This is a genomic window from Lishizhenia sp. (genome assembly GCF_033720595.1).
Taxonomy (GTDB): Bacteria; Bacteroidota; Bacteroidia; order Flavobacteriales_D; family Crocinitomicaceae; genus Lishizhenia.
Genome location: NZ_JAWWCF010000255.1, coordinates 1 through 3357, shown reverse-complemented (window position 1 = coordinate 3357; position 3357 = coordinate 1). Strand labels below are relative to the sequence as shown.

Genomic DNA, 3357 nt, shown 5'->3' with positions numbered 1-3357 from the left:
CCCTACGATTATCCATAGATCAATCAAACTATCACAACCTACAGCATTGGGTATAGTAATGGCATAATTTCCTGAAGATGTAAGCACAGAACCATCTGGTGCTGTGTAAGACCCTGTACAAGAGAACTCATACATGGTAGCGGTTGAATTACCCTGCATTAAATTAATGTACAATACACTATCACAACCTTGACTATTCATTAATGTATCTGTAACTAAACCTGGTGTTGTATATACTTCATCACCACTTGGGACCGTGTAAGCACCAGCTCCACATAAGTAAACGTTTTGAGAAGACCCCGTTGAACACACTTGATAAACCGAAACATCATCTAAAAGAAAACCATCATTACCTCCAGCAAAATAAAAATTATCATGTTGCTGAATTTTAACGACATAATTTGCATTAAAATTTAAATTATGAACTGCATTAATACTATCTAAACTCCAATCGAAATGCGTGTATTGTAAATCAGTGTACTGAGTCCCATTATAATGAAAAACCTCCGTGTAGGTTGTTCCCCCATCATCAGAAATAAAAATTCCATCTTGAGGATGATCTTCTTCGTTCCATTCTGACAAATAAAATGACAAACGCACTCCCGATTCTCCTGCCAGGTCTAAATGAAGTGCCGCATGCGTAGTTTCATAATTACCACCTACCGCATTGTGCAAGCCAAGAAAATGAGTTCCTGTATGCGCATCCGCCGAACTTCCACTCCACGTATAAACTCCACTTGCATAAATACTTACCTCACAATTAGCAGATTGAACATAGGTACTCCAACAAGCATCCAATGTGCTTTCGAAGCCTGTACTATAAGGTATTGTTGTGGCGGTTTGAGCATGCACCCTGCTCTGTAAAGCAAAAAGCGCAAGCATTAAAACAAATAAATAAAATTTCTTCATAATTAGTAGTATAATTAGTTTAACCACAAGCTAAGAATCTTTAATTAACTGACCAAAAATAAGTTACGAAGCACTTTGGGATATAATCAATAAAACAACACCTCTATATTAAGGTATAAGCAACCCCATTCTCACATCTATTTTTTGTGAACTTTCTGTCTGGTTTTTGTCCATTTTCAATCAAAAAACTCACTAGATTCAATAAGAAGATCTTTTTAAGCGTCAATAAATTTCACAATTGTTATTTTTTTTTCATCTTAGTGCAACTTTTAAAAAACAAGTGTAGTCTAGTACTATATAACACAAACACAGCAAAACATGAAAAAGCTTCTTTTAGGTTTGACCTTTTTATCAGCAATGCTGATTTCTCAAGGGTCATTTGCCCAAAACCAGATCAACGACAGTGAGTTAACGACAGAGTTTGTTCAAATTGAAGAACAAGACGGAGTTATATTTTCTGTATCCAAACAAGAATGTATGATTTTCGAAGGACAAAAACCTTTAGTATACATCTTTGTTAAAATAGAAAACACTACCAATGTTGAAAAAACTGTAGACTTCGGAATTGCCTTGAATTACGCAGAAGGTTGTTCAGGATGTTCTTATGATAGTGAATTTAAAACGTCATTAACTATAGGAGCGGGTGAAACGATTACAGGAGACTGCAACTTTGAAACAAAAGGTACTTCTCGTGTTGTTGCCAACCCTAATTTAGAAGGAGGATGGACATTTGAAGGTGTTCAAATCATGTTTATTGAAATTAAATAAGAAGGACTACGATGAAAAAAATATTATTATCACTCATAGCTTCCGCAACAGCAGCCATCGGTGCATTTGCACAGACTGATTACTGTTCAGCGGTAGTCTACCCAGACGACTCTACGGTATGTATAGGAGATACCGTTGAAATATTTGCCTTTGCCAACTTAGTAAATGGTAACCAGGCCTTTAACTTTAACAATGCAACAATGCCTCCAGGATGGAATGCAGCAGGAGGTACAAGTTTCGCTGAACCATGTGGACAAAGTTTAGATGCTACACCATACTACTGGGCATCTACTGCTTCTACTACTCCAGGTATTACAACGGCAGGTTTCGACGTTTCATGTGGTGGATTTATCATTTTCGATATGGTATTCTCTGTTCAGAGTGACCCCGCACCGTGTGAAGGTCCCGATTTAGCGAACGAGGGAGTTGAGCTACAATACTCAGTAAACAATGGTCCTTTCCAACCGATTGCTTACTTCTCTCCATCAGGACAAATTTTACCGCAAAACCCAAACACTTCAGGTGGTGTTTTACCTCCAGGTAACATTACTCAGTTTACTTCATGGGATACATACACTATTCCAATTCCGGTAAACGCATTAAGTACGAACACACGTTTTAAGTGGGTACAAGAAGCATCTTCTAGTTCTGCAAATGATAACTGGGGATTGGATAACATTATTATTAACGCAACAGGTACACCTTGTGGAGTTACTACAAACCTAGAATGGTTTTACGGTACAGGTCCAGCATCTAACTTCAACACAGGTTTAATCGGTAACGTAACCTCTTTCGAAGCAGTAATTACACAGGATACAAGTTTCGTGGTGGATGTATACGATACATTAACTCCATCAGCATACCACTGTTCTTCTGATACTATCTCTATTTACGTGCACCCTGATGCAATGACCTACGATTTAGTTGATACGGTATATTCTGATTGTCCAACTACGTACCCAGAAGTATCTGTAACTAACTTTGCAGACGGTGTAGCTCCATACAACGTAAACTGGCCTCAAGTACCGTCTACAACTCAGCCAACAGCACTTCCTACAGGTGGAAATACATACGATACAATTCTATACTATGTTGAAATTACTGATGGTTGTGGATACGAGAGATATGATAGTACTTTATTAATCGTACACCAAAACTTGAAAGTTGACTCTATTCAAATTGGTAACACTTCTGGTTGTTCTCAAGACGGGTATGTTTCTGCTTACTATAGTGGTGAATTAGGAACAGAAGATTTGAACTGGTCAGGACCAGGACCTAACTCTTCAAATGGAATCGATGGATCTGCTTGGGGTAACTTAGGACCAGGATGGTACTACTTTACAATAGAAGATGACGCTTGTATTGCAAAAGATAGTGCATACATTGAAGCGCTTAACGCACCAACGGCTATAATTACACCAAACCAAACGGAAGGCTGTGTTCCGTTAGAAATAGTGTTTAACAACGAATCTACAAATGCAGATGAAGGGTACACTTGGGACTTTGGTAATGGTAATTCTTATGACGTAAGTACGAACGCTGCACAAACGGAATCTTTCAATGCTTCTACTACAGTAACTTTAATTGCTCACCAATCTGCAACTTGTGCGGATACAGCAACGGTAGATGTAACAGTATTACCTTGTGGTTGTACAGACCCTGCAGCATTAAACTACAGTG

3 protein-coding genes are annotated in these 3357 nt (G+C 38.2%); 2 read left to right on the top strand and 1 reads right to left on the bottom strand.

Features of this window, described 5'->3' with window-relative positions; translation table 11 throughout:
• The coding region (locus tag R3333_RS13565) for a hypothetical protein (protein WP_318959314.1) at positions 1-909 on the bottom strand (909 nt) is incomplete at its 3' end.
• 318 nt (positions 910-1227) lie between these two features.
• Here R3333_RS13565 and R3333_RS13560 point away from each other — a divergent pair.
• Positions 1228-1677, top strand: a complete 450-nt coding sequence (locus R3333_RS13560; RefSeq protein ID WP_318959313.1) for a hypothetical protein — start codon at positions 1228-1230, stop codon at positions 1675-1677.
• Between the two features lie 11 nt (positions 1678-1688).
• Positions 1689-3357 (top strand): hypothetical protein (locus R3333_RS13555; RefSeq protein WP_318959312.1); only part of this gene is annotated, 1669 nt, incomplete at its 3' end.